Source organism: Yersinia alsatica, from assembly GCF_025133195.1.
In the GTDB taxonomy this organism is placed as follows: Bacteria; Pseudomonadota; Gammaproteobacteria; order Enterobacterales; family Enterobacteriaceae; genus Yersinia; species Yersinia alsatica.
The window spans coordinates 565,856-588,605 of sequence record NZ_CP104006.1 but is presented as its reverse complement, the minus strand read 5'-3'; the positions used below and the strand labels follow the sequence as shown (position 1 = coordinate 588,605).

Below are 22,750 nucleotides of genomic sequence, written 5' to 3'. Positions count from 1 at the left end.
CGTTTGTCTTTTATGTCTTTTTACGTGGGGCTTTTTTACTACCGGTAGCAGCGCGTTCGGCCTTAATTTTCTCCAGTAAGGCAGCCGCGCTATTTTCACCGCTGATCAGATCTGGGTTTTCTGCTCGCCATTGGGCGGTCAGCTCACCACGAAACGCTTTCGCAAGGATTGATTGGGTAAGGTTGTTGACGCGGACTAACGCGTTGTTGACCTGTTTTTCGATGGTGTCAGCGTAGCCGAAGAGTTGTTCGACGCGGCGGACGATTTCGTGTTGTTCATTTAGCGGCGGAACTTCCAGAACAAACTCTTTAACATCTCGTTGGAAAAGATGTGGAACTGCCGAGCCCGTCATTCTTTCTTTTACTAAATTTTGCATCTCCGGTCCAGATAAGAAATAGAACAAATATTCAGGAATGAAAAAATCTCCAGCTCTAATTAACAACAGCGATGAATTAATTGTTGCTGGCTCATTAAGATTTCTAACAATAGCTAGTTTCCCTATGCCTGCTCCGTCCTTGCATAATAGGACATCATCATTTTGTAACTTTATTTCAGGGCTTTCATCATATCTATGTTCTGATATGTGATAGGCTTGCGAGAGATTTACTTCTTTACCATAGTTTAGCGAATGAACGGAAAGAAAAAGAGGTCCCCCCGCTGTATACTCTGATGCTTTAAGCCCTTTCCACCCAATTCTTGCAGAAATATAAACTAAGCCATCTAACGGCTCAAACAACCAGCCGTCAGGGATATCCTTGTCAGATATATCTTGGCTAATAATTGCCTCTTTGTATTTTTTCTTCCAGTTATCGTTCTTCGGTTGTTTTCCCTTTCTTGTGAATTTTTCTTCTTGCTCTTTTACCCATTTTTCAAAACGATACCTTTTAACCGAAGCCTTGAAAGAAGATATGTTTTGTAAATTTTTGTTATCTATCCGCCACTTACTTGTCAATTTACCTCTTAACGCATTTGCAAGCACAGCCTGACGAAAACGTTTCAGGATTTTTGGAATTTGCTCAAGACGAGCTTTGGTGCTGTCTACCTGTGCCAACAGCGTATCGAGTTTTTCAGCAAGGATTTTTTGTTCGTAAAAAGATGTGGTCGGGGCTACTAACTCCTTAATAAACGTCCCTGAAATAGCCTTAAAGGTTGAACCTGTTCCTTGCGTACTCAACCATGGCTCAATATATCTAAAGTAGTAAAGAAGATATTTAGGGTCAGTTAATCCATCGCAAGCACTTATAGCTGCTAAACCTCGACCTATCGCAGTTGTCTGAGTTGCAATATTTGTTGGTCCTACAGGGGCTCTTACAGACAGTAAAATACTTCCAGCGGATGCTGTCTTTGTTGGCTTCGTGCAATATTTTCTTGGGATTGGGTAAAGTTTTCCAAATTCTGCTTTTCCCTGGAAAAAAACCATTCCCTCACCATGTTCATTAACATCCGAACTTGAAGGTGATTGCCCCATATTAATTTCTGCAATATCAGGTAATTTAGACAACTTCCATGAATCAGGGATATGAAACTTTAACCCACTCATTCCTTCACCTCACCAAATGCTTCATTCAGCAACTGTCGCTGAGCATCGGCCACATCGTCCGCCCCCAACTCACGCATCAAAGCATCAAGCTCGCCCAATGCTTGCACCATTTCGGTCATCGCTTCTGCCGCTAACACATCCGGCTCAGGCAGGTTATCGGCGTCGATGCTGTCCTTATCTTTCAGCCAGGAGATATCCAGCGAATCAGATTTGGCGTTGCGGATCCACTCGCGGCTGAATTTACGCCAGCGGCTGGTGGCCTGGTGCTGGTCGATGTTTTTGTTCTCTTCGCTATCAGCAACTTCAGCTTCCTCAGCGTTAAAGCTCCACTCACCTTGGGGGCGTTGGCTAAGACCGTGCGGATCTTTGCCGTAGACTTTTTCAAACGGCTGAAGATGCTGTTCGGTAAACGGTGTACGCTTGCCAAAGCTTGGCATATTGGTGCGCAGATCATACACCCAGACATCGTCAGTACAGTTCTTATCCTGGTTAGGATTTGCCACCGTGCCTTTAGTAAAGAACAGTACATTGGTTTTTACGCCCTGAGCATAAAAGATGCCAGTCGGCAGACGCAGAATGGTGTGTAGATGGCACTTGTCCATCAGATCGCGACGGATATCAGTTCCCTTCCCGCCTTCGAACAACACGTTATCCGGTACCACTACTGCAGCACGACCACCAGGACGCAGCGTCTCGATAATGTGCTGCATAAAGCACAGCTGTTTGTTGCTGGTTGGGTGAACAAAGGTACGGGTAATGTTAGTCCCTGCAGCACTACCGAACGGTGGGTTGGTCATCACCACATGAGCCTGCGGCAGGTTTTCACCATCGCTACCCAGCGTGTTACCCAAACGGATTGCACCGCCATGATCGAGGTTGCCTTCAATATCGTGTAACAGGCAGTTCATCAATGCCAGACGACGGGTGCCTGGTACCAATTCAAGGCCGATAAAGGCACGGTGGATCTGGAAATCCTGAGTGTCGCCGTCAAGATCGTCCAGATCGTTGGTTTGCGATTTTACGTAGCGGTCAGCTTCAATCAAAAAACCTGCCGTGCCCGCTGCCGGATCCTGAACGATTTCACGCGGCTGTGGCTTCAGCAGATGAACGATAGTTTTAATCAACGGGCGTGGGGTGAAGTACTGACCTGCGCCGGATTTGGTTTCGTTGGCGTTTTTCTGCAACAGCCCTTCGTACATATCGCCAAAGTCATCGCGAGATTTTCCATCACTTCCGTTGTACCAGTCGAGCGAGTCCATATTGCTGACCAGTTCAGTCAACTGTTTTGGCTGAGTGATGGTGGTGTTAACGTTCTGGAAAACCGCTTGCACGAGCTTCTGTTCGTCCGCCCCCAAATGCACCAGCAGGTTACGGTAGAACTGTAATTGCTCCTGACCGATACGGGATTTCAGGTCGTCCCAGCGGTAGCCCTCTGGCAGATATTCCGCTTCCTGACCGGTTTCTTTGCACATTTTCAAAAACAGCAGCGAGGCGAGTTCATTGACATAGTTTTGATAAGAGACGCCGCCATCGCGCAGGTTGTCACAAAGTTTCCATAACTTAGCGACCAGATCGTTATTGTTCATTTCTGATTTCCTGAAAAGCAGCGGCCCTCATTTAGGGCCGCAGAAGATATAATTGCCGCGAATGATAACGCGTCAGGCTAGTTGGTCCCAAATGTAATCGCTGAATTTATCCAGCACGCTATCAAGACCATCATCAAAGGTGCGTTGCAGCATCACCTTACCGCCGCGACGATGGAAATTACCGGTTTTGAACACATCGTCATCGAGCACGACTTTTTCTTTCAGTGCTGTAGCTAAACGATCGAGCCAGGCCTGCTGCTCGCTGTTCCAATCGTTTTCGCCTTTAATCCGTTCCAGGGCGTGATCCACGCGTTCATCAAAAGGCTTTAACGCATCACCGACAGCTGCACGACGGATATGGCCGATAAGTCTTGCGGCGATGTCCTCGTTACGTGTCTCTTTCCACGCGCTGCGCAACGATGACTCTTCAAAGTGCTGGCGGTCAAACCATTCTTGTAGCTCAACGAGACCTTTACGAGTGAGATCCCGTGGATGATTGATTACGGCCTGGAGTGCAGGCTGGGCATTAGGGGCTCGTTTTACCAGTTCGTCAAAGGCCTCCAGGAAATCCTGCGGCGTGTCGTAATCACCGTACAAGGATTTCACGCTGATCACCTCGTCATCAATATCGAGGAAGATGGGCGCATCGCGCAGGGCATTAATATCAGCCTTCAATTTTTCCAATCGGGCGATAAATCCTGGCAACTTGTTGAATATTTCCGCGCTCCACTGCGGCCCTTTTTCACGCAAGCGCATTGCCAGACTGCCGAAACCAACGCCAGCAGCATCCTGACAAAGTTCATCCAAGCGGCGTATCTGCTTATCCACTGATTCGCTGCGGTCTCGGTTATACATTGCCAGGCTGATAATACGCTGCAGTTTGGCAACCAACTGCTCATGGCTGTGCTCGGCGTAGCTGCGACCGTCCGCTTCGGTGATTTTGTACGTTTCGGAGTCGGTGATTTCGTTGACCAGCGTTTTCAGTTCCACCTTCGGGCGAATCACCACCGGGCGCATAGTGTCTACACTTTCCAGAGTGCTGTAGATGTCCACGCAGTCGAAAATCTTGAAGCTGGTTTTACCCACCGCCGGGCAAAGACGAGTAGCGCGGCCTTTCATTTGCTCGTAAAGGATGCGGCTTTTTACCTTGCGCAGAAACACGATATTGCAGATAGACGGGATATCTACGCCAGTACTCAGCAGATCCACTGTGACTACAATATTCGGCAACCGCTCTTTATTGAAGCGTGTGATCATCGTCTGCACTTTCTTCGCGTCCTTGTCGGCGTCGCCAGTGATCTTGATGATTGAGTCATGTTCCAGCTGTGGGTGCTGTTCTTTAAATGCTGCACGTAGCTCTTCTACAACCATATCTGCGTGGCTGTTGGTGACACAGAAGACCAGTGTTTTTTGTTGACCCGTCGGGTCCAGGTATTTAGCCAACTCACCGCAAACTGCACGGTTAAAAGCAGGGATAACCAGACCCCGGTTAAAATCTGCAACTTCAAAATCCTGATCGTCTGCCAGTGTGTCGTTGATCACTTCACCTTGCGGGTTCAGACGTTCCACTTGTTCACCTTTCGCCAAATACACGCCATCCTGAGCATTGTGGGTAGTGATTTTAATCGGTGGATCCTGATCGATGAGATAACCGTCGATCACTGCAGTACGGTAGGTATAGCGATAAATCGGTTCGCCGAAGATATCGATTGTATGTATGGCAGGAGTGGCGGTAAGGGCAATTTTTACCGCATCGAAATGATCGAGAATACGACGGTATGCCGAAACATAATCCAGCTGGCTGCGGAACTGTAGTTCACCTTCGGTCTGCTCTTTATCGAGAATGTAGCCACGATGCGCTTCGTCCACCACGATGCAATCATAACGGCCCACCGGCATTGGTTCATCTGACTGTAGGGTACGTTTAACCAGTGACTGGACTGTAGCAACGTGAATTTTGGTGCTGTCTTCCGGGAATTTATCCGTCAGACCTTTTATGTCGAAAATACTGTTAAAAGTATCCCCGTTGATACGTGTATCTTCAAACGCCCCCAGAGCCTGTTCACCAAGTGAGCGACGGTCAACAAGGAACAACACACGATTAAAGCGCTGGGACTGGATCAGGCGAAACATTAATGCGATAGCAGTACGGGTTTTCCCGGTACCGGTCGCCATGGCCAGTAAAATTTCTTGCTTGCCTGCAACAATCGCGTTCTCTACTGCGCGAACGGCATCCTCCTGATAGTAGCGAAGCCCCAATTCGCTCATACTCGGATTATCAGCAAACCATTGATTTTGCTTCTGGGGATCGCAGCCTAACATAGCCACGAGCTCTTCCGGCTGATGCCACTCTGGCAGAGCTTTTGGCATATTCGCAGTGTGACGAACATCACGATACCAAATACCACTTTTTGTTTTTATCGCCGCCCTGTATTCACGCCCATTAGTCGAATAACAGAAGGGAATTTTGAATTGCTGGCTGCCGCTGGTGTCCTTCCAACTAACCTCATATTCTGGAACGGCTTCATTAACCTCATCAGGTGAATTGTGCTCAAGCAGCATTTCACGCAGGTAGGCATTATCAAAGTATTTACTGTAGCGATATGACTCAGGAAGTTTGCCAGAAACATCTGTATTTTTACGTTTGGCTTCAATGACGGCAATGGGTTTGAGACCCACAAACAATACATAATCTGCAAAGCCTGGATTACCATTTTCATCTTTACCGGTTGGCCATTCAGCAATCGCTTTGTTCAAACCTGGCTCGGGGCGAGCACCTTTAGAAAAGCGTAATGTTTTACTGTCAGCCTGCCATTTAGCTTTGCGCAGTTGAGCGTCTATCAGGAAACGGCTTTCTTCTTCACTCAGATCCAGTGTGCGTTTTGTTGCCTGGTTGGTGATCTCTTTATGATAGGCCTTACGCTCCTGCTCAGTCTGTTTCGCCAGTTCTGCATCTTTTGCTGCTAACTGTGCCTCCAGGGCAGAAACACGCGCTTTCGACTGCTCCTCTGTTTCATGCTGTTTGCCTTCCAGAATGGCAATATAACCGTTCAGCGCGATCATTTTTTGCTGCTGAGCATCTATCTCGGCCTGGCTTTGTACTTTTTCTTTTGCCTGTTGTTCCAGTTGCTGCTTGAGTGCTAAAACCTCCTGATGATAGAGGCTCTCACCCCTTTCAGGCAGAACAAATATTGGCAGCGCGAAGTCATAATCTTTAGTTACCAGGCGGTAGTACCAAACGCTCAAACGAAAACCAAGCCGCAAGCACATCTGAGCATCATCCAGATCATTATGGTATTCATGGACTGCCTGATTACCGATGCGGCGTAGCTTATGGAAAATTGAGAGTATGCTGTCATCAACGAAAGGAATCTTACCCAGCTCACGCAGTAGATCATGCTGATTCTCGCAAGGAGGAATATCCAATAACATACCCAGATGTTTGGCTGTAGCTTCTCCGAACATGCGCATTTTTATAAGAGTGGTGTTGGGGTCGTCTGGGTAGTTATTTTCTGCTGCGCAGGCAATAGCGTAAATAAAGTCATTAACGCCTTTCAGGAAATCGAAGTTGGATTTATTCATGCGCCTTCCATGTTCTGCTCAGTCTCACGAGAAGCAAAGCAGTTAAGTCAATCTGTTAGAAAACAATGATGAAAGTATCTTAGCCCTCACAGATTGCTCGAGCAATTAATAGAATTGTCTGGGCTGAGTTATGCGCCTGCAAATATCAAAATTAGCAAAAAAATAAGGCATGCCAGATGCATGCCTTCCAGAATCCCTTTTAATCAGCCCGTGCTCAACTTAGCAAAATCAAACGGACTAACCCCCTTCTCCCTATTCGCATCCAGATAATCCGCCCACCACTGGATCATCAGTCTGCGCTCATCTAAGTGCTCGGCTTTATGAATATAAGCCGCACGCACAGAGTTACGTTCCTGGTGACTCATCTGCCGTTCTACCGCATCCCTCGACCACAATCCCGACTCAATCAATGAACTACAAGCCATGGTTCTGAAGCCGTGGCCGCAGACTTCAACCTTCGTGTCATAGCCCATCACGCGTAGGGCTTTGTTTACCGTGTTTTCACTCATCGGTTTACGTGGGTCGTGATCACCGATAAAGATCAGCTCACGGTTTCCACTCATGCTTTTGATCTTTTCCAGAATGGCGAGAGCCTGGCGGGATAAGGGGACAAGATGGGGGGTCTTCATCTTAGAGCCGCGCTGAGAGTGTTTGACACCTTCCAGCGGTTCACGCTCACCCGGAATGGTCCACATGGCGGTTTCAAAATCCACTTCTGACCAGCGAGCAAAACGTAATTCACTGGAACGGATAAAGACCAATAAAGTCAATTCTACCGCTAACCGAGTGAGTGGTCTGCCACTGTAGTAGTCGATACGATGAAGTAACTCTGAAACACGGTTTAACTCAAGTGCAGCACGGTGCTTTCTTTTACCGGTAGCAACAGCGCCCGCCATCTCCTGCGCGGGGTTGTAATCAATTAAACCGCTTTGTACGGCATAGCGCATTATCGCTGTGGTTCGTTGTTGCAGGCGGGAAGCCACTTCAAGACGTCCAGCCATCTCTACGGCTTTAATTGGTGCAAGCAAATCAGGGGTCTTAAGTTCACTGATAGCACGTTTACCAATAGCACCAAACAGCTTATCTTCCAGACTTTGCAACACACGAGCGCTATGCGCTTCTGACCACTTTTTATTGCTGGCATGCCACTCTCTAGCGACCACCTCAAAGGTGATAACTTCTTTAGCCAACTCTTCTTTCTCAGTACGCTTATGTTCACGGGGATCTATGCCCGCAGCAACAAGCTTTCTGGCTGCTTCTCTTTTTTGTCTGGCATCGGCCAAAGATGTCTCGGGGTAAACCCCGAAGGCCATTAGGTGTTGCTTGCCGCCAAAACGGAAGCGAAAGCGCCAGTACTTTGAACCGTTAGGTTTTATCAGCAAGGACATGCCGTCACCATCGACAAGCGAATAATCATTTGCTTCAGGCTTTGCAGCGCGAACCTTAGTATCAGTCAGGGCCATGATGGTAATCCTTCCATATGCCGCCGTGAGTATATAAACGTTATCGAACCAGCATATATACTCACTTGTATACTCACAAGCAGGTTGATGTGGGGTAACTCAGATTGACGTCGGTTGACTGAAAAGAGAGGGAAAGCCTTGCGGGGACTGGATTTTAGACATAAAAAAAGACCTCAGTTGAGGTCTCTTTACATACTAATGGTGCCGAAGGCCGGAATCGAACCGGCATGCCTCGCGGCGGTTGATTTTGAGTCAACTGCGTCTACCGATTTCGCCACTTCGGCACTGAAGTAGTATGCGGAGAACGAGGTGAATTATACCTTTCACCGATGTTTTCTCAATTTAAATATGTCGGCTTTTTGAACCTGCTATTCGCGTAACCTAATGATTAACATCTAGTGGTAAAAACTCATTGTAGGATGATTTTGTAGGAGGAGCTAGCGCCATCTATAAATATCTCGATCATTTATTCAAAAAAATAAATCAATAAAAATCAATTTGTTACATTTTTATTTAAAAATAGCCTACCTGAAGCATTGTAAAGCCTAAGTCCAGAAAATATCGTCACACTAATCAAAAGCGAGAAATGAGAAATCTAATGACTTCAGCAGATAGCAATAATGAGAAATGTCGCGGTGAAAACAAACACTTAGAAGAGAAAACAATAGAATTAGACGCCCTCCTAGCCCGTCTAGATGAGGCTAATGGACCTGATATGCTAGTGAATGATGACCTGCATACACCATCAATATCAAAGGTGCATATTTCATCTGAAGAACCAGAGCGGGTGACTACAATATTTAAGCCATTTTCTGAACTTGTAGCTAATGCTGAAAAGTTAGCACAAACCAGTAGTTCTGCTGATTTAGCAGCAAAACTTCAAATGCTCTTGCAGACAAAGAAAGATTATTTTCTCCGCCGAAATGATGCGGTTGAGTTATCGATTGCACTGAATCTGACCGAATACATTGCACCTCGATTTCGAGCACTCCCCCCTTCAGTTAAAACAACTTTGGACGATATGCCAAACCAGCTGAGCATAGATCGACAACTTATCGATATACATTGGGCATGGATAAGTGGGCACCGTAAAAAAGTGAGGTCTGAAGTTTATGAAGACTTATTCATAAACGAAGAATTTGATTGGTCATTAGCGGAGAAATTTGCACTCGAAAAATGGAGAACCGACGCAAAAATCGCTGCATTGTTACTAAACCGGAACCTTCAGTGGGGGCTAGCCCAGTATCAATCCAAATCTCATCGCGATACTTGGCAGAAATTGCAGCAAGGCGCATTCAAAGATGGTAAGTGTCATGTATTGGGTATAGATCAAGTCACAGAAAGACTTGAATGCTCCGTTACCAAACAAAAACATCTCGCAATGCATGTTACCCTCTGGGTTAATGTTTGGCTTGCCTCTCGTATCTCTGACCATTCAGACATGGGATTAGCACAAATAATGAAATTAATCACCGGAGAGATGTCTGAAGAGAAACAACTTAAGAAATCATTAACCTCCATATTAAAGCGACTAGATTCATATAAGCGCCGGTAGATATTGATAACAATCAAACGAATGTTTACCCCTCCGAATAGTTGTTGGGTGAGTTATTGGGAGGGGTTACGCCTCTGTATTTACCCCCCCTCTTTTGACCTAAAATCCAAGTGTAGTAATGGATTAATTACCAACTAGGTAACGCTTAGCTTTATAGCTATTTAACTTCAGTAACTTAAATATCTGGTCGCGATAATGCCGCGACTGGCTGCTACCGCAGCCTTCACTACTATATATTCACTATTTTCTTAAATACTCGGGATGAAACACCCCGTGAAAATATAAATAAACAAATGCAAAAGTTCCGGCTACAGGTTCATTTTGAGCTTATATTAAAACTAGATTCCTCTTTGAATTTAATAAGAAAAATAGTTTTTTTTGATATGTAACGCCTATGTAACGCACCCATATTTTAAGTTTTTACCTGCCCCCTAGAAAGAAAGGAAGTCTTAGGACTGGCCCCCCCTTTCTTGGGTATACTGATCATTAATCCGACCCTCCGCATTTTAATCCTTATACCGGCACTACTTGTTCAACTTGTCCCATTTCACCGCCGAAACTATGCCCCAATTGCCACTGTGGTTTGGCCTACGCCATTTTGCAGTCTTCATGCTATGAAGGTATTCGAGAGCTTCTAAAAACGTGCCAAAACGCTTCTGAGCGGTTTTTTCGCCTACTGCAAACGAACCATCACAGGAACTAGCTAAACCAGGGTGAAAGCATGTGCCATCGGCTGCATACGGAACCAATAAATCCAAGGATCTATCTTCGGGTGAGTCAGACACCAATAACTGCGATGGCTCTACGTTCAAAGCATTCGCCAGCACCTCAATCGCATCAAGCGACGCATTAGAACCACCTCGTTCTATGCGACTCATATAGCTACGGGCGAACCCACACCGATCAGCAAACGCCTCCTGGCTCATTCCGGTGGCAATACGGAGTTCTTTAACTCGCTCACCAAACAGTGTTCTCAAAGATTTTTTCATGCACTGAATGTGCATTTTAGACCACTGTAAGGCCACGCTCCATTTGTGACATTTCGAATCAATAATGGCTATTTGTGAATACACTTAGCCTCATCAACTACTCATATCCTTGCAACTTTAAACATTCAAAATGAGCACTGTTAGTGACAATTCAAGCCAATAAAGTATGATGATCGTTATCGTTAAGGTATCTCCAGAGCGCGCTACAACGCGTGATGTGACTTGGCAAATGAGGGAAGCATGGCGGGAACTGGGTTTTTATTACCAATGGCGATAGGTGCCGCGGTGAGTTGGACAAGCTATAACATTGTGTTTTATGTTGCTTCAAGGCAGCAGGTAAGCACCTTACGCGCAATTTCTTGGGCGACGATGGGCTATTTATTCTTGTTATTTAGCCTGTTCACGTTCTCCGCTGCTGGCTCAGAACCCCCTGCAACTAAACAAGGTATTAAATGTTTAGGTGGCAGCCCGAAATGTTATGCAACATCACACCACAACCCTATCAAGGCATGCAAACAGGTTATGGAGAAGAAAGCGACGTTTCGCCATGTATGGAAGGAAAACGAAGCACAGCCAGTATTTGAAAGCTATCTTTGGCACGATGAGAAGCAAAAGACGATACAAGCATTCGGTCATCAAGCTAATGCAATAAACTCTTTAGATATGCTAATCCCACTTCAATACTTTTGTATTTTCAACGCTAACACTGGGGAAGTCATTGCGGCTTCTTTTGAATAACGACCATAAGCCCCCCAAGTTTATAAGTGGGGGCATTTATGGCCAGAGTCAATTTCCACCCTTAGAACTTAGTAATTGCGATAAACGTCCAGTGGAGTTTAAAGCAACGCAGATACCGTCGCTCTGGAAACACCGTATTCACGCGCTAACGCACTGACACTGGTTCCATTATTCCTTTTTTCAACAATCGCTCTACGGTCTTCTGAGGCGATTTTAGAAGGCCTCCCTAGCTTCTTACCTTCGGCTTTAGCCCGCGACAATCCCGCATGAGTGCGCTCGATCAACAGATCACGTTCCATCTCAGCTACGGCCGCCAGCATGGAGAGCAACAGCTTACCTGCAACGGATGTGAGATCGGTCTTGCCAAGCTGGTGGACGATGACCGTGATGCCGCGATCAGCTAGCATCCTGACAGTCTGGAGAACATCAATAGCATCACGACCGAGGCGGTCGAGTTTTGCCACTACCAACGTTTCTCCTGTTCGGATCTTACCCAGCATTTCAGCGAACGCTTTACGTTGCATAGCTGGAACTTTCCCGCTGACAACATCGGCAAACCAGTAGTCAAACATCCACCCCGCTTGCTCAAGCTCTAATCTCTGATTTTCAGTTTCTTGCAGTATTGTAGAAACACGCCCATAGCCAAAAGTCGCCATTATCAATACCTCGTCATACCTGTCAGAAAACGGTGTCAACAATAGGACACCTGCCAATAAATGCCAAGGCTAATTTTTCAACAGTCTAAAAACGACCCACGGAATGGTGCCGGAAAACGGTCATTTTTTGGCATAAACGCAAAAGGAAGCCGCTTGACTTCATCAATATATTTTTTACTTAAAAGTAACAACAAGTGTTCGTTTTACTACTTTTGCAGGGCATTGTGTCCATTCCACATGCAAAATGGCCCCGCTCCGGGGCCAAGTAAAATATCGAGGAAAAATCACTTTATGAATAACGACACAACCTCGTCTAAATAAGAGCTAGTTCCACCCTGCTCTAAAAAACCAACTATTGGCCGATAATACTCTGCAATTTTATATTGTTGCATGGATGATTTATGCTTATCTGTATAAAGTTCAACCACTCTATTTTTAAGCAAAGTAGGGAGTAATTTTGATGCATATAATTTAGATTTTACATGCTGCTGTTTTTTAGGATAAAAATTACCACGCTCGTGGAATATTTTGAAGAAAGAAATCAATTCATCTCTAATGTCTTTATTTTTATTATCAACTTCAATTTTTCTAACTTCAAGTGTGCTTTTTATGTCGCTAATATCACAATCAGAACTAAACGTCTCATCAAAGAATACTGGCTTAACCCCCTCCCTTGGATTAATATTTTTGAATTCTGATGAATAAAACCTTGTTCCCTCATCAATATAACAATCCCAAAAATACTCATAATTATCAAAAGAACAATCAATGAATGTTAAATTTCGAAAGTCAAAGTTTGGTTTGTTTTTTTCATAACCGAATAAGTTTATTACTCTAAATCCCAATATGGAATTTTGTTTTTGGAAAAAATCCTTCATTAATGAGCTTCTAACTTCCACATTAGCATTTGTTGCATTCGAAACAACCAAATATGTCAAAGGAATTGTGAATAGTGAAGAAATGAGAGATTTATTATCATTGGTCATTTCATTAGTAGAGATAGTTTCCACACATTCAATTAAGAATAGTTTTACATCCTCATCAATACATAACCTTTCACATATCCCTCGCGTAAAGTCATTGTTATACCGCACATAGCCACTGACAAGCTCCTTAACCCCCCCATCAAAACTTGAAATGTTTTTATTTTTAAGGAAGATAGATAAATAGAGTGACTTGAAGTAAATATTGAAGAAATCATATCTAAAGATCACCTTTTTCCCATTTGATGATAAAGTAAGTAATGGATGGCCTTTTATCTTCTCAACTAAATAATCATCTGCACTAATACCGATTTCACTCTTAAGTATCGCTTTTATATCGTATATACTAATCGAACTATCCTCAGAAAGAGCGATATAAGTCAATAGTCTTATTTGTGCATCAATATTAAGCGCTTCGAGTTTTTTGATCTCACGATTACAAACACTACCAACAATGAAATCATTCTGAAAATCCAAATTTAAAATAGTGCTATCAAGTTTGCCTTTCAAAGAAACATCAGCATCCTGCTTGACCAGATAGACAATTAAATCAAGAACATATGGAACATAGTAATCAATTTGAGAATCATCATTATTTTGTTGAATTGCTATTTTACCCGCCAACTCCATGGCCTTATCTACTTTGCCTTTATCTTGATTTAACGCTTGAGAAAAGAAATCAATAGCTAGTTCTTTACTAAAAGGCTTCAAAGTTATTTCAGGTATTTTCCTTTCATTTTCACTCGAACTATCCCAAAAATGCTCACGGCATGTTATCAAAATCTTACTACGCTCTATACTCGAAAGTTTAGAGTCGTAAATAGATTCAATAAAGGAACTAACTTTAAACTTTTCGCCCAGTCGGGCAATAACCTCATCCAGACCATCTAGAACAATAATTAGGCTGCCATTATCTAATGATAATTTTAACAAATCTTTCGAAAACTTATCCTGGCTTGATTCATAATAACCATACTGCGCAAGATAAAAATCAAATACATCGTCAATTTTCCCTGAACTATCACTCAACCGTGACAACTCATTTATAATATCGTTAGAATCTATAAAAAGAATTCCAGACTCTGGATTTTCAGTATGCACATAATCTAAAAATTGTTTCGCTAATGTTGTCTTGCCAATTCCCCCATGGCCTTTTACTACAAAGAGTGGATCATTCCCTCTTTTATACCATGTTTTTAATACAGAATGAGCAGATTCAACCTCTCCTTCGCCGTTATCAACTAGACTTTCAATATATATAGGGAGGCTAAATTTGTTAAATTCTTCAAGGCAGTTTTTATAAAGATATTGATAACCAAACTCATCTATAAAAAGTATTCTATCGATCTTAAAAGTCCCGATTAAATTTTCTTTTCGTTTGCTAGGACTGATATTTGTCGGCCTTTCAGTTAATATCATTATGTTATTAATGTTATCATTTGTGATGATGCCATGCTGTCTCAAATATCTATAGGTTTTTGCTTGGCTCGCATCTTCATGAATGTAAATAAACCTAATTGTATTATTAAAGATATCATTCAACTGATAGTGCTCAAATATTATATTTTGTTCCCAATCCTTGTGCGTCTTTAAACTATCTATATCTAAAGAATAATTTGAATTCTTGCTTATAAATAACTCAATTGTATTTCCAATGCTCCTATCCTTCTTGACAACAGGAGTCGAATAAGCGGGCGCGTTATTATTGACTGCATCTTTGAACTCAGTTTTTAACAGCGACATTTCTTCAAAGGTAGCCATTCTGACTTCATCATTACTTTGTCCTTTTCGTATAAGAACAGCACCTTCATCAAATGCTCTGGTTTTTGTTTGTAATGATGATTTCAGTTCAATTAAATGTTTTGGCGCGTTAACTTCAAAAACTAATATTTGTTTTGAATCAACATCAACAATATTAACTTTAAAATCCAAAACATTGAGTTTCAATAAACGTTCAGTCTTTTCCATTATGCTGGATTTGAAAGTAGCCAGATTTTTAAGCTGCTTAATATTAGAAATATCAACATGATGGAATGTTTTATCCGACTCATCCAAACCTATTATCATATGACGTTTGAGGCCACAATGACCGATATAACTATTTGATATTGCGATTAAATCTTTTAGAAACTCTCCCCACTTTATTTGCATCTCTGCTGCTGAGGTGGAATCATCCCAATACCATTGTCTTTTGAACTCCAATACTGGCGATTCAGGCTGAGAGGAGAGTTCGATAAGTTCATCTTCGGTCATCATTTAATCCTTAAAAAAGACATACACAAAGCAGCCCAGAAGCAAGCAGTTTAAAATTTGCAATAAGCAAAATCTCAAACAGTAACGAATCTTGCCACTATAACCTTTATATAGTCTCCTGTTAACCCCCAAAAAACTGTCATTTAAACACATTAACTAATTAAAATCATATAGTTATATATAAAATTCGGTTGTGGGAACTAAAGATTTTTATCACATAATCTTACATTCTTTATTCAATCTTAGGCATTCCGTGCAGACTATCAATGAAGCACAAAACTACGAATCAGAGATAAAAAGAGGGTTCCCAACTGTTCGATATGAAAGATGGCCTTCGTGCTACTTATCCTTTCGGCGACATGTTGCCCTGCTTAATCCGTAGTGCATCTGCTACCGCATCTACACCATCTTCGCAAACAAATGGAGCAACTTCCGGTAGCCCTAGCGTAACGCTCTCAAGAACAGCATAGAGAGCTGCTGGTGGATGATCTTTGCTATACCGGTTCTCTGTCTCACCAGAATTTTTGGACGTAAAAAAGTCAATCTCCTAGGATTGAAAGCCTCCCTCTCAAGCATTGCGTTTAAAAGCTTTGGCTTCGGCAAACCCATCCTTATAGTAAGGATGGACCACCATTTGTTATCTGCATTGTTTATCTTCAGGATGAAATTCTGGGAAGGCTTTTTTATGTGAACCAATACCAAAAAACAGAGAGGCAACACACAGAACGATCAGCATAACAAATCCAGATGTCTTGAGAATAAAGCGGGAAAAAGGATGCGCCCACTCTCTCTCCATCCACCACTCCTCAAACTCAATACGAGCCAAATAGAGCTGTTTATGTTTTTGCGTGCTGATCCACTGTTTATGCTTCATGCATCCTCCAATGCCTGTTCGAACTTGATGTCACTATGCTGATGAGGAATACACGGTTAAATATGCTCATCTCGTAAAACTTCGCCAGCCGCTCTATGAAAACGCCACAAATTTCGCACAATATTATTACTACTATTGACACTAAACGCGGCAGAAGGCTTTCTGGTGCGTTTAAGCATCACTCGAATGAATAGTCACAGGCTTATTCCGATTGTTGACCTCTCTTTCTTCGTAGCGCATCTCTAACAGCATCCAACCCATCAGGAATGTTGAATTTAGCTATCTCAGGCAACAAAAAATCAATTTTCTCCACGACTTCAATCATATGGATCGGTTTGAGGTCTTTGCTATATCGCACTTCCGTTTCCGTTTCGCCGCGCACATGCCCGACTAGCTGCGCACGTAGTTCCGGGCTGACGCCCTTCTCTTTAAGTAAGGTTGAGACGGAGTGGCGGAACGAGTGAAAAGACTTGGCTCTGTTCCTCTCAATTTTCAATCGACGCGCCAGTAGCGATTCATTGAACCATGCGGAAACTGGCCTGCCATAGCCTTTGGTTTTATGCGGCTTAAGCTCGGGGAAGAGACGGATATACCCGGCATTTTTTAGGGCCTTAACGTAGTCGATAAAACCGAGACTAATCAGTTTGGAATGGATCGGAATCTTGCGGCGAGCATTAGCATTTTTTAGTTTCTTTCCGCTTTCGCTATCGCTTTCAAGGTTCAAATAATAGACGCCATCGTCTGCCAGAACATCATCCAACAGTAACTGAGCGATTTCATTAACTCGCGCGCCCGTAATCAAACCCAGCAAAGGTGCCCAGTAATGAAACGGGCAATATTGATGGAATCGCCTTTGCGCATTACGTTCTCCAGTCCCAGCAACAAACCAAGGTAACGAGAAAACCGCCTGAATCTCATGCGATTCGAAAACGTCAGTGTGATCCTGGTCTCGCTCGTCTTTATCGTCACGGGGGAAAAAGTTTTCGCATGGCGATTTCAGTAGCTTCCCATCATCAACAGCCCACTTCATTGCGCCATAGAGACCGTTGATATACTTCCTGACGGATTCCTCAGTCATCAACTTATCGCCACATTCCGCCGCCTTAACGATTAACTCATCCAACGTTTTCACCCCATATTTAGCTTTCACCAAATTGCGGTTTGCCGGGATTGTGCGCAACTTGCTCTCGTAAGCCCGAAAGAAGTCACGATCAAGCTTTTCAAGCTGAATATCACCCATCGTTTCAATCATAAAGGCAAAGTAGTTGCGGATATCACTAATCGCTGACTCCGACACTTTGCCCTTACTTCGATGTTTTACATACTCAGAACATAACCACGAAAGGTTCTTGGCGTAATGTTTACGGTGAACATACTCGTTAGTAATAGCGGGAGCAGTAAAAGGCGCAGCGTGAGAAACGCTAATCGCTGGTGGTGTGCTCTTAGCCAGCCAATCAAGTCTGAGACTTTCTGCATGGACTTTATTGATCAACAGCGTATCGGGTTTAATTACCGGGCAACTGGAGGTGAAAAACCAACCGCCTTTAGCTTCGCTTCCAACAGTTTTGAACACCGAAGCTTCTGAATACCCGTCGCTTATAATGTTACGTAAATGCGCTGGTTGCGCAGTGAGTTGCAGATAGCCTTTAGCAACCCCCTCGATACCCTGCTTTTCGCCATAATTAAGAACGTAACTGCCATCAAGCGGGTCTAGCTCAGCCTCAGAGAGAGCTGCAACATAAAAGCCAGCCTGCCCCGTCGACAGCCAGAACACGGGCAGATTGCGGTTCATCACCGCCTGGATTAACTGAGCAACAGGCAGCTCGATTGACTGAGCAAAGTTTGAAAACGAGATCATACCCTCACTAGCAAGCAGCGGGGCGCAGTCACTTAAAGTTCGATAATCCAATTGTTCATACTCTTGTAAGGTCTGATACCAGACCGCCAACAGGAGCGCGGACTTCTGCTTTGCTTTATGAAGATCGTGTGTGCCTGTTGAAGTGTGAATCTCACACTGCCCTGCATATCGACGAAAACGTTGAGGAACGGTAATGCGCACGACATAAATGCCGCTGCTTCGACGATAGAGGTTTTTACGCTGGGACATCGCTCGTATACCCTTTTGTAGGAGGGCTACGCGATATTGAAGTTCAAAAACAAAAAAATCCTTACAAAATAAGGATTTAATTGATTTTGGTGCCGAAGGCCGGAATCGAACCGGCATGCCTCGCGGCGGTTGATTTTGAGTCAACTGCGTCTACCGATTTCGCCACTTCGGCACTGAAGTAGTATGCGGAGAACGAGGTGAATTATACTTACCTGAGATCCGCATGCAACTGTTATCCCATCATGTTTAGTCTAAGTGTTGAAAAAACCGCCATCAACGACGTTTTAGTAGCAAATAAACACTGATTAGGAGGAAAAGTATACTCGGTAACAACGCACCAATGACCGGCGGGATGTTGTAAACCAGACTCAGCGGGCCAAAAATTTGATCCAATACGTAGAAAACAAAGCCAAAGAAGATACCGGTGACGACCCGAACCCCCATTGGCACACTGCGTAACGGGCCAAATATAAATGACAGCGCCATCAGCATCATCACCGCAACCGAGAATGGCGCAAATATCTTGCCCCACATGTTCAGTTCGTAGCGGTTCGATTCCTGGCCACTTTGTCGCAGATATTTACTGTAGTCGTGTAATCCACTGATAGAGAGTGAATCTGGATTCATGGCAACCACCCCCAGCTTCTCAGGTGTCAGGTTCGTTTTCCATTCACCGGTTAATGTCTGTGAGCCAGTCACCCGATTAGGATTACTTAGGTCAGATTCATCAACTTGCGATAAACGCCACAGATTGTCTTCAAAAGTGGCGGTTGCCGCATAGCGAACCGAGAGCAAACGATCCTGTTTATCAAAATGATAAATATTGACCCCCGTGAGCTCTTTGTCGCCCGACACGCGCTGGATATAAATAAAGTCGGAGCCGTCTTTCGCCCACAAGCCAGATTGCGTCGACAACAATGAACCGCCGTACATTTGCTGTGCACGGAAGTTACGCGCCATTTGCTCGCCTTGCGGTGCAACCCACTCGCCGATTGCCATGGTGAGCAATACCAGCGGAATAGCAGTTTTCATCACCGAGGCGGCAATCTGCATCCGAGTAAAACCAGAGGCTTGCATCACCACCAATTCACTACGGGTAGCCAGTGACCCTAAGCCCAACAGCGCCCCTAACAGTGCAGCCATCGGGAAGAAAATCTCAATATCTTTTGGCACCGTCAGTAGGGTAAACATCCCCGCCGAAGCGGCCGAATAATCCCCCTGCCCGACTCTACGCAGCTGTTCGACAAACTTGATGATGCCGGATAACGACACCAGCATGAATAAGGTCATCAAGATAGTATTGAGGATAGTCCGCCCGATATAACGGTCTAATACGCCAAACATCAGAAAATACCTCTCAAACGGGCGCGTAACTTACGGGCAGCCAGACTGTCCCACAGGTTTAACAACACGGCCAGAGCCAAATAAGCACCGTTCACTACCCATAGCCATACTAGCGGGTCCAATTTGCCTTTACCGGCATTGGAGCGCAGCGAGGTTTGCAGTAGGAAGAAAATCAGATACAGCAACATGGCCGGTAACATGCTTAATACTCGGCCCTGACGTGGGTTGACCACGCTCAACGGCACCACCAGCAATGCCATAATCACTACCGATACAATCAGTGTCAGACGCCAGTGGAACTCAGCACGAGCATCAGGCTCAGTGGCGTGCCACAACTGGCGCATTGTCATCTGTTCCGCCACGGAGTTATCTTGCTGAACGTCCTGATGACCAATGATTGTCTGATAGTCGACAAAATCAGTGATGCGGAAGTCACGTAATAACGCCGTGCCTTCATAGCGGGTACCTTTGTTCAAGATAACCACTTGTGAGCCATCGGGCCGTTCAGTCATATGACCACTGTCAGCCACGACAACCGAGGGACGCTGATTACCGTTTGGCCGCAATTGTGCCAAAAATACACGGTTAAACTCTTTACCCGACACATTACCGATAAATAAGGCTGAATAGCCATCAGTTGAAGATTTGAACTGCCCGCCAGCTAAAGCCGCCAAGCTTGGGTTCGCTCTGGCATCACTCAAGACTTCATCTTGATGTTTAGACGACCAAGGCCCCAGCCAAATAGTGTTAACTGCTGCAAGCGCCGAAGTGATCAGCGCCAAAATTAATGCAGCCATAATCAAGGACTTCTTACCCATGCCGCAGGCATGCATCACGGTGATTTCACTCTCCGTATACAATCGGCCCAAAGTCATCAGCAAGCCAAGGAATAAGCTCAATGGCAGGATAAGTTGCGCCATTTCTGGCACGCCAAGCCCTAAAAGGGATAAAACCAGGTTTGTCGGGATTTCACCATCAACCGCAGCGCCTAATATCCGAACTAACTTCTGACTAAAGAAGATTAATAGCAGGATGAACAGAATCGCAATTTGGCTCTTAAGTGTTTCCCGTACCAGATATCTAATGATGATCACGCTAATACGCCTGTGAAAACTTGTCTTTTTGCAGGAAAATCGATAGTTTCATCGTTAATCCGCCATTTATTCTCATCATATGGCAACCTTCACAGCTAAAATAGTATTACAGCATCTAGCGTTTAGGTGTCCTATAGGAACATGCTTATAGTCGCCAAAACAAAACAACTTATGCCGTTAAGGTTAACACACGTCGTTAACACAACGGAGAGAGATCGTTGCGGAGTGCTACATTCTAGCCGTAGCTCCCGCCTTTGTCTTTAAGATTCAGGAGAGTGCATGGAGTTCAGTGTAAAGAGCGGCAGCCCGGAAAAACAGCGCAGTGCCTGTATTGTAGTCGGCGTTTTCGAACCTCGCCGTCTATCTCCCATTGCCGAACAACTCGACAAAATTAGTGATGGCTACATCAGCGCTTTATTGCGCCGTGGTGAACTTGAAGGCAAAGTCGGGCAGACGCTATTACTGCACCATGTGCCGAATATTCTCTCCGAGCGCATCTTGTTAATTGGCTGTGGCAAAGAGCGTGAGCTCGATGAACGTCAATACAAGCAAGTGATCCAAAAGACCATCAATACCCTAAATGACACCGGCTCAATGGAGGCGGTCTGCTTCCTGACCGAGCTGCATGTCAAAGGCCGCAACACTTACTGGAAGGTGCGTCAGGCAGTAGAAACTGCCAAAGAAACGCTTTACACCTTCGATCAACTTAAAAGCAATAAAACCGAGCCTCGCCGTCCGTTGCGTAAAATGGTGTTCAATGTGCCAACTCGCCGCGAACTGACCAGCGGTGAGCGTGCAATCCAACACGGACTGGCTGTGGCATCCGGTATTAAGGCTGCGAAAGATCTGGGCAATATGCCGCCAAACATTTGTAACGCCGCGTATCTGGCGTCTCAGGCGCGCCAATTGGCCGATGCATTTAGCACCAATATCGTCACTCGCGTGATTGGCGAGCAGCAAATGAAAGAGCTGGGAATGCACTCTTATCTGGCTGTTGGCCATGGTTCGCAGAATGAATCATTGATGTCGGTGATAGAATATAAGGGCAATCCGAACCCTGACGCTAAGCCAATTGTGCTGGTGGGCAAAGGGCTAACCTTCGACTCCGGTGGTATTTCGATTAAACCTGCCGAAGGCATGGATGAAATGAAATACGACATGTGCGGTGCCGCAACAGTTTATGGCGTGATGCGGGTGGTGGCTGAGCTACAATTGCCGCTGAACGTGATTGGCGTGCTGGCAGGCTGTGAAAACATGCCAGGTGGCCGAGCTTATCGTCCAGGCGATATTTTAACCACCATGTCAGGCCAGACAGTTGAAGTATTGAATACTGATGCTGAAGGGCGACTGGTATTGTGTGATGCGCTGACATACGTTGAGCGTTTCGACCCAGAGCTGGTGATTGATATTGCCACACTGACCGGCGCGTGCGTCGTGGCACTGGGGCATCACATCACCGGTTTGATGTCGAACCACAATCCATTGGCTCATGAGCTGATCGGGGCCTCTGAGCAAGCCGGTGACCGTGCATGGCGCTTGCCACTCGGTGATGAGTTCTACGAGCAACTGGATTCCAATTTTGCTGATATGGCAAATATTGGTGGTCGTGCGGGTGGCGCTATTACCGCTGGCTGCTTCCTGTCACGTTTTACCCGTAAATACAGTTGGGCGCATTTAGATATCGCGGGCACTGCATGGCGTTCAGGCAAGAACAAAGGCGCAACAGGCCGACCGGTCGCGTTATTGTCTCAGTTCCTGCTTAACCGTGCTGGGCTAAACGGCGACGATTAACTGTTTGATGTATATCTATTTGATATACGCCCAAGGTCATTGGGGTTGCAGGTAGACGGCAAACGAACTCATCCCGATGAGCTTACTTACGTAAAATCAACAACAAGTAAGTGATTCGGGTGAGTGAGAGTAGCCAACCCCCCTGCGGCGTCAAGGACGAAGGGTGCTGAGAACCTATGAAGGTTCGATATATTC

At 44.9% G+C, this 22,750-nt stretch carries 13 protein-coding genes, 2 tRNA genes and 3 pseudogenes; 3 read left to right on the top strand and 15 right to left on the bottom strand.

Annotated features, from left to right (window positions below; genetic code table 11):
* Positions 1–10: 10 nt before the first annotated feature.
* The 6 genes and pseudogenes from N0H69_RS02665 to N0H69_RS02645 form a co-directional block, all read right to left on the bottom strand.
* Positions 11–1,087 (bottom strand): annotated as a pseudogene (locus N0H69_RS02665) (restriction endonuclease subunit S); the annotation flags it as partial.
* Positions 1,067–1,468: pseudogene (locus tag N0H69_RS22305) on the bottom strand (restriction endonuclease subunit S); the annotation flags it as partial. The pseudogenes N0H69_RS02665 and N0H69_RS22305, both read right to left, overlap by 21 nt.
* A gap of 68 nt (positions 1,469–1,536) precedes the next feature.
* On the bottom strand, positions 1,537–3,126 hold the full coding sequence (locus tag N0H69_RS02660) for a type I restriction-modification system subunit M (protein WP_038241724.1): 1,590 nt from the start codon (positions 3,124–3,126) through the stop codon (positions 1,537–1,539).
* A 72-nt stretch (positions 3,127–3,198) separates the two neighbouring features.
* The gene (hsdR, locus tag N0H69_RS02655) at positions 3,199–6,708 is read right to left on the bottom strand and encodes a type I restriction-modification system endonuclease (RefSeq protein WP_151420047.1); all 3,510 of its coding nucleotides are present in this window, start codon (positions 6,706–6,708) and stop codon (positions 3,199–3,201) included.
* Between the two features lie 203 nt (positions 6,709–6,911).
* The gene (locus tag N0H69_RS02650) at positions 6,912–8,171 is read right to left on the bottom strand and encodes a tyrosine-type recombinase/integrase (RefSeq protein WP_038241730.1); all 1,260 of its coding nucleotides are present in this window, start codon (positions 8,169–8,171) and stop codon (positions 6,912–6,914) included.
* A 199-nt stretch (positions 8,172–8,370) separates the two neighbouring features.
* Positions 8,371–8,455, bottom strand: a tRNA-Leu gene (locus N0H69_RS02645).
* A 314-nt stretch (positions 8,456–8,769) separates the two neighbouring features.
* On the opposite strand from N0H69_RS02645, the gene N0H69_RS02640 reads away from it, so the two are divergent.
* Positions 8,770–9,726, top strand: a complete 957-nt coding sequence (locus N0H69_RS02640) for a hypothetical protein (protein ID WP_053011795.1) — start codon at positions 8,770–8,772, stop codon at positions 9,724–9,726.
* Positions 9,727–10,250: 524 nt separating this feature from the next.
* Here N0H69_RS02640 and N0H69_RS02635 read toward each other — a convergent pair.
* Positions 10,251–10,715, bottom strand: a complete 465-nt coding sequence (locus tag N0H69_RS02635; protein ID WP_151420048.1) for a helix-turn-helix domain-containing protein — start codon at positions 10,713–10,715, stop codon at positions 10,251–10,253.
* A 240-nt stretch (positions 10,716–10,955) separates the two neighbouring features.
* Between N0H69_RS02635 and N0H69_RS02630 the strand changes: the two genes are divergently transcribed.
* Positions 10,956–11,453, top strand: a complete 498-nt coding sequence (locus N0H69_RS02630) for a hypothetical protein (RefSeq protein WP_053011796.1) — start codon at positions 10,956–10,958, stop codon at positions 11,451–11,453.
* Positions 11,454–11,551: 98 nt separating this feature from the next.
* Here N0H69_RS02630 and N0H69_RS02625 read toward each other — a convergent pair whose 3' ends face one another.
* From N0H69_RS02625 to lptF, 8 genes and pseudogenes are all read right to left on the bottom strand, one after another.
* A complete protein-coding gene (locus N0H69_RS02625) occupies positions 11,552–12,109 on the bottom strand; it encodes a recombinase family protein (protein WP_053011797.1) in 558 nt (185 codons plus the stop codon).
* Positions 12,110–12,393: 284 nt separating this feature from the next.
* Positions 12,394–15,348: a P-loop domain-containing protein gene (locus tag N0H69_RS02620; RefSeq protein ID WP_080995064.1), complete on the bottom strand. Its 2,955-nt coding sequence runs from the start codon at positions 15,346–15,348 to the stop codon at positions 12,394–12,396.
* 340 nt (positions 15,349–15,688) lie between these two features.
* A pseudogene (locus N0H69_RS22235) lies at positions 15,689–15,871 on the bottom strand (hypothetical protein); the annotation flags it as partial.
* A gap of 111 nt (positions 15,872–15,982) precedes the next feature.
* On the bottom strand, positions 15,983–16,219 hold the full coding sequence (locus N0H69_RS02615) for a hypothetical protein (RefSeq protein ID WP_053011799.1): 237 nt from the start codon (positions 16,217–16,219) through the stop codon (positions 15,983–15,985).
* A gap of 202 nt (positions 16,220–16,421) precedes the next feature.
* Entirely contained in the window at positions 16,422–18,326 is a 1,905-nt protein-coding gene (locus tag N0H69_RS02610; protein WP_038251672.1) for a site-specific integrase, read from the bottom strand.
* A gap of 87 nt (positions 18,327–18,413) precedes the next feature.
* A tRNA-Leu gene (locus N0H69_RS02605) sits at positions 18,414–18,498 on the bottom strand.
* Between the two features lie 101 nt (positions 18,499–18,599).
* Complete coding sequence (gene lptG, locus N0H69_RS02600) at positions 18,600–19,670, bottom strand: LPS export ABC transporter permease LptG (RefSeq protein ID WP_050111028.1); 1,071 nt, start codon at positions 19,668–19,670, stop codon at positions 18,600–18,602.
* Positions 19,670–20,764, bottom strand: coding sequence for an LPS export ABC transporter permease LptF (gene lptF / locus N0H69_RS02595; protein WP_050111027.1), 1,095 nt, complete (start codon positions 20,762–20,764; stop codon positions 19,670–19,672). The genes lptG and lptF overlap by 1 nt, the downstream gene beginning before the upstream one ends.
* Positions 20,765–21,043: 279 nt before the next feature.
* Between lptF and pepA the strand changes: the two genes are divergently transcribed.
* On the top strand, positions 21,044–22,555 hold the full coding sequence (gene pepA, locus N0H69_RS02590) for a leucyl aminopeptidase (RefSeq protein ID WP_050111026.1): 1,512 nt from the start codon (positions 21,044–21,046) through the stop codon (positions 22,553–22,555).
* Positions 22,556–22,750 lie beyond the last annotated feature (195 nt).

Coding starts and splice junctions, on each gene's coding strand:
- N0H69_RS02635 (WP_151420048.1), bottom strand. CDS start 10,715: ATGAAAAAATCTTTGAGAACACTGTTTGGTGAGCGAGTTAAAGAACTC.
- N0H69_RS02630 (WP_053011796.1), top strand. CDS start 10,956: ATGGCGGGAACTGGGTTTTTATTACCAATGGCGATAGGTGCCGCGGTG.
- N0H69_RS02660 (WP_038241724.1), bottom strand. CDS start 3,126: ATGAACAATAACGATCTGGTCGCTAAGTTATGGAAACTTTGTGACAAC.
- N0H69_RS02650 (WP_038241730.1), bottom strand. CDS start 8,171: ATGGCCCTGACTGATACTAAGGTTCGCGCTGCAAAGCCTGAAGCAAAT.
- N0H69_RS02625 (WP_053011797.1), bottom strand. CDS start 12,109: ATGGCGACTTTTGGCTATGGGCGTGTTTCTACAATACTGCAAGAAACT.
- hsdR (WP_151420047.1), bottom strand. CDS start 6,708: ATGAATAAATCCAACTTCGATTTCCTGAAAGGCGTTAATGACTTTATT.
- lptG (WP_050111028.1), bottom strand. CDS start 19,670: ATGTTTGGCGTATTAGACCGTTATATCGGGCGGACTATCCTCAATACT.
- pepA (WP_050111026.1), top strand. CDS start 21,044: ATGGAGTTCAGTGTAAAGAGCGGCAGCCCGGAAAAACAGCGCAGTGCC.
- N0H69_RS02620 (WP_080995064.1), bottom strand. CDS start 15,348: ATGATGACCGAAGATGAACTTATCGAACTCTCCTCTCAGCCTGAATCG.
- N0H69_RS02615 (WP_053011799.1), bottom strand. CDS start 16,219: ATGAAGCATAAACAGTGGATCAGCACGCAAAAACATAAACAGCTCTAT.
- N0H69_RS02640 (WP_053011795.1), top strand. CDS start 8,770: ATGACTTCAGCAGATAGCAATAATGAGAAATGTCGCGGTGAAAACAAA.
- N0H69_RS02610 (WP_038251672.1), bottom strand. CDS start 18,326: ATGTCCCAGCGTAAAAACCTCTATCGTCGAAGCAGCGGCATTTATGTC.